Source organism: Synechocystis salina LEGE 00031 (assembly GCF_015207985.1).
GTDB lineage: Bacteria > Cyanobacteriota > Cyanobacteriia > Cyanobacteriales > Microcystaceae > Synechocystis > Synechocystis salina.
On record NZ_JADEVV010000093.1, the window covers coordinates 1 to 5,178 of the forward strand.

Annotated in this window: 3 protein-coding genes and 1 pseudogene; 3 read left to right on the top strand and 1 reads right to left on the bottom strand. The window is 50.7% G+C overall.

Annotated features, from left to right (window positions below):
• The 3 genes from IQ217_RS18430 to IQ217_RS18440 all read left to right on the top strand — a co-directional run.
• Positions 1-182 (top strand): hypothetical protein (locus IQ217_RS18430; protein ID WP_194021352.1); only part of this gene is annotated, 182 nt, incomplete at its 5' end.
• Between the two features lie 408 nt (positions 183-590).
• On the top strand, positions 591-1,784 hold the full coding sequence (gene lhgO, locus IQ217_RS18435; protein ID WP_190599232.1) for an L-2-hydroxyglutarate oxidase: 1,194 nt from the start codon (positions 591-593) through the stop codon (positions 1,782-1,784).
• A 157-nt stretch (positions 1,785-1,941) separates the two neighbouring features.
• Positions 1,942-4,473, top strand: coding sequence for a mannose-1-phosphate guanyltransferase (locus tag IQ217_RS18440; RefSeq protein ID WP_190599231.1), 2,532 nt, complete (start codon positions 1,942-1,944; stop codon positions 4,471-4,473).
• A gap of 67 nt (positions 4,474-4,540) precedes the next feature.
• On the opposite strand, the pseudogene IQ217_RS18445 reads toward IQ217_RS18440, so the two are convergent.
• Positions 4,541-5,178 (bottom strand): annotated as a pseudogene (locus tag IQ217_RS18445) (helix-turn-helix domain-containing protein); the annotation flags it as partial.

Below are 5,178 nucleotides of genomic sequence, written 5' to 3' on the forward strand. Positions count from 1 at the left end.
TCGATTACGCTGGCACAGACCCCATTGCTGATGGTTATCTCCGCTTCAATCGCCTAGGATTTAGTACCCAGGTGCAAATTGACGCTGATGGTCTAAGCAATGGCTCCAACTACACCACCCTGACCACTCTAATAGGGGTTTTTCCTTCTAGCCTCTCCGTGGGGACTAATGTTGTGATCTAAATCTCTCTGAATTTGCCTTTACGATTAAGTTTATGGCAAAGCATATTTTATTGGCGAGGAAAGAGGCTACCCATGGAATACGCAGGATTGAGACCCAAGTGTTACAAAACTGGGCTATTCCCCTCTCCTCCCTAGCAGAACAAAAAGAAATCGTTCGCCAGGTAGATTGAAGCTGCCACTCCAGCCGGTGATAGGGAGACTCCTCCTAACAGGCTCCGCAAAGGCGTATAGGCTCCATTTTCAGACTTTCTCCGAGGGGAGGTAGCATAGCCCTTAAAATAGCCCCATCAATACCCAAGAGGTCACCTAGCTCCTCCGCAGAAGGAAAAGAAAAGGGTTATGTTTCCTCGGGCGGCATTGTCGGGCTAGGATAATTAGCTGGTAATTTTTCCAAGGAGTGGGGAAAAAATGGCTTCCTATGACATCACAATTATCGGCGGTGGCATTGTTGGTTTGGCCACGGGGTTATTTATTAGCCGTCGTTTTCCTCAATACAAATTATTGATTTTGGAGAAGGAAGCGGAGCCAGCCCACCACCAAACGGGGCACAATAGCGGCGTCATTCACTCTGGCATTTACTATAAACCTGGCAGTTTTAAGGCCCAATTCACCAAAGCTGGCAACCAAAGCATGGTGGAATTTTGCCAGGAACACGCCCTGCCCTACGAGGTTTGTGGCAAGGTCATTGTGGCGACCAAACCGGCGGAATTGCCCCTATTGGAAAACTTATTTAATCGGGGTCAAGCCAATGGCTTAAAGGTGAAAAAACTTAGCCCTGAACAGGTTGGGGAGTATGAGCCCCATGTGCGATGCTTAGGGGGGATTCATGTGTCCACTTCTGGCATTGTTAATTACAAACTGGTTTGTCAAAAATATGCGGAATTAATTCAGGCTCAGGGCGGAGAAATCAAGTTTAACCATCGGGTAAGTGGTATTGCAACCCAGGCTAATGGCCATAGTTTGGTCACTAACCAGGGGGATTTTTTTAGTCGTTTTCTGATCAATTGTGGTGGTCTCCAGAGCGATCGCCTGGCCAAGATGGCGGGGATCAAGCCTGATGCTAAAATCGTGCCTTTTCGAGGGGAATATTATGAGTTGAAGCCAGAGAAAAGATACTTAGTCAAAGGTTTAATTTACCCAGTCCCCAACCCGGCCTTTCCCTTTTTGGGGGTACATTTCACCCGCATGATTGATGGCAGTATCCACGCTGGGCCCAATGCAGTGCTGAGTTTGAAGCGGGAAGGTTATCGCAAAACGGATTTTGATTGGGGGGATTTTACCGAGGTGATGGCCTATGCTGGCTTTTGGAAGTTGGTGGGTAAACATTGGCAAGAAGGCCTACAGGAAATTATTCGTTCCTTTAGTAAGGCGGCCTTTGTGCGGAGTTTACAAGAATTAATTCCGGAAGTGACGGCGGACGACATTGTGCCCAATCCAGCGGGGGTGAGGGCCCAGGCACTAAAAAATGATGGGGCTTTGGTGGAGGATTTTCTCATTGTCCCCGGCCCCAATTCCCTCCAGGTACTTAACGCTCCTTCTCCGGCGGCCACAGCTTCTTTGGAAATTGGCAAGGCGATCGCCGCCCAGGTACCGACCCTATGAAAACTGGGGGCAGTTATTTAAAGTAATGGGTCGAAAATGACAAGGCAATGGGGAATTCGTTGGCATGGCTCTAGCTGCGAGGCGATTGTCCCACCACCGCTCAGAGTCAATGGTTTACCTTAAGATGGGAACAGAAATTCGTCACTGAGGTAAAGGAATGCGAGCTGTGTTGATGGCAGGGGGGGCAGGCACCCGTTTGAGACCCCTGACTTGCGATCTACCCAAGCCCATGGTGCCCATTGTTAATCAACCGATCGCCGCCCATATTATCCATTTGCTCCGTCGCCATAACATCACCGAAGTGGTGGCCACCCTCCATTACCTCCCCGATGCCATGCGGGACTATTTCCTCGACGGCAGTGAATTCGGTGTTCAGATGACCTATGCAGTGGAGGATGAACATCCCCTCGGTACGGCGGGTTGTGTCAAAAACATTGAAGAGTTACTGGATGATACTTTTTTGGTAATTAGTGGGGATAGCATCACAGATTTTAATCTCACCCAGGCGATCGCCTTCCACAGACAAAAACAGGCCAAGGCGACCCTGATTTTAACCAAGGTTCCCAACCCCCTGGAATTTGGCGTGGTCATCACCGACGAAAACCAACGGGTGCAAAGATTTTTAGAAAAACCCTCCACCAGTGAAGTTTTTTCCGACACCGTCAACACCGGCACCTATATCCTCGAACCGGAGGTGCTGGCCTATCTGCCCCCCAGGGAGGAAATGGATTTTTCCAAGGATTTATTTCCCCTCCTACTGGAAAATGACGAGCCCATGTATGGTTTTGTCGCCGATGGTTACTGGTGCGATGTTGGTAATTTAGATGCCTACCGGGAAGCTCAATACGATGCCCTAGAAAAAAAAGTCACGTTGGAATTGGGTAACCTACCCCGGCACTCCGACATTTGGATCGGGGAAAACACCACCATTGATCCCACCGCTGTTCTGATTCCCCCCCTGGCGATCGGCGATAACTGCAACATCGGCCCGGGCACTAGATTGGAAGCCGGTACCATCATTGGCGATAACGTCACCATTGGCGCTGGAGCAGAATTAAAACGGGCTATTATTTGGAATGGAGTCCTCATTGGCGATGAAGCTTATCTGGCCGCCTGTGTGGTGGGGCGCGGCTGTCGGATAGAAAGGCGAGTACAGGTGCTGGAAGGGGCGGTAATTGGTCCCCTATCCATCATTGGCGAAGAAGCCCAGATCAACTCCAACGTCAAAGTTTGGCCCAGTAAACGGGTGGAACCGGGGGCTATTCTCAACATTAATTTGATCTGGGGAAGCACCGGCCACCGCAACCTATTCGGCCAGAGGGGGGTTTCCGGCATTGTCAACATTGATATGACGCCGGAGTTTGCCGTTAAATTGGGGGCAGCCTACGGTTCTTCCCTCAAGCCAGGGGCGGAAATTGTTGTTTCCCGGGATCAACGCAACGTCTCCCGCATGGTTACCCGTTCCCTCATTGCTGGCCTGATGTCGGTGGGGGTAAACATTCAAAATCTGGAAGCGACAGCGATTCCCATTGCCCGCACCATGACCCCGAAGTTGAAAGTGGCCGGTGGCATCCATGTGCGTATTCACCCCGATCGCCCCGATTATTTGCTGATTGAATTTCTTGATAGCCAGGGTATCAACATTTCCAAAAAGACCGAGAAAAAAATTGAAGGGGCCTATTTCAAGGAAGATTTACGTCGGGTCAGCATTCCCCAAATCGGCGATATGTCCTATCCGGCCCAGGTGTTGGAAACTTACTGCCACACCTTTGAAAAGCTTCTGGAGATGGACATCATCAATAATGATGGGGCCAAAATTGTCATCGACTATGCCTATGGGGTGTCCGGTGCCATTCTGCCCTTACTGTTAACCAAATTCGGCTGTGACGCAGTGGTCCTCAATGCCAGCCTGCGGCAAACCGCTGTTTCCAACGAAGAAAAGGAAGTCCTACTCAGTCAGTTGGGGCAAGTGGTATCGGCGCTCCAGGCCAATTTGGGAGTGCAGGTTTCCGCCAATGGAGAACAACTTACCCTGGTGGACGAAGGGGGCTTGCCCATCCGGGGGGAACTGCTAACGGCCTTGATGGTGCACATGATGTTAACTGCCTCTCCCAGGGGAACCATTGTGGTGCCGGTGCAGGCCTCCAGTGCAGTGGAGAAGTTGGCCCGCCGCCATGGAGGGAAAGTTTTGAGGACCAAGGCCAATCCCACCGCTTTGATGGCCGCCGCCCAATCGAGCCATAACGTGGTTTTGGGGGGCAGTGGGGAAACCGGTTTTATCTTCCCCCGTTTACACCCCGGCTTTGATGCCATGTTCTGCATTGCCAAAGTGATGGAAATGCTGACTGTGCAAAAACGTACCCTGGGGGAAATTCGGGCAGAATTGCCGACGGTTTACCACAACAGTTGCAGTGTACGTTGTTCTTGGAAAATTAAAGGGGCCCTGATGCGCCATTTAGTGGAAATCCATCGGGATCAGCATATTGAACTGGTGGACGGGGTAAAAATAACCTTTCCCAACGGAGACAACTGGGTCTTGATTTTGCCCGATGCTGGGGAGCCCCTAGTCCATATCTACGCCAACAGTGAAGACCGCCATTGGGTAGATGACAAATTACGTTACTACCAGGCCCAGGTATTGAATTTTATTAGCGATGCCCAGGAGGAATCCTACCAACATTTTTCCTGATGCTAGGGATGGGTGAAACCCCGTCGGGAATCAGATCACTAAGGCGATCGCCAGTGGATTGATAAAGTTAAAGAGAGTAGACCTGGCCGCCGAGAAACACCCTGGTAATGCCCTTGGACTTGAGTGCTTGGGCAGTTTTTTGGACGATGCTAGCGTCGGGTAAGCGAATTACCTTTTGGGTTTTGAGGGAAAAGCGCCGGGCTACTCGATGGTTATCAAATACAGGTAGGGTTTTAGCCTGGACTTCTTCGGGGGGTAGGGCTCCATCTAGGCTGAACTCCTTCAGGGGACGGACAATCAATTCGCCTCTCCTGTCCACCACCAGGTAGCAGTTTTTGGGCATAGACGCTTCCATCAGGGGCAAAATTGAAATTAGCTCTGCGGTGTTTGTTGGAGTTTGTTTGGTGGCCACTGGGGTGGGGACATAATCCTCTTCCCCCTGGTCTTCATCAAAATCCTCTAATTCGTCTTCAAACTCGTCATCTTCATCGTCCTCGTCGTCCAGATCATCAATATCTTCATCTTCCTCATCCAGCAAATCTAAGTCCTCGTCTATGTCCTTGACAATTTCATCTAGGGCAGAGGATTTAATCGAAACAATCTGGGGGCGTCGAACCATGGGGGCATCCGATGGTACTCCAGCTTTAGCCACTGGCATGGCGGTTGGGCTGTCACCAAATTCCGTTGGGCCGGGCTGGGCTGGGG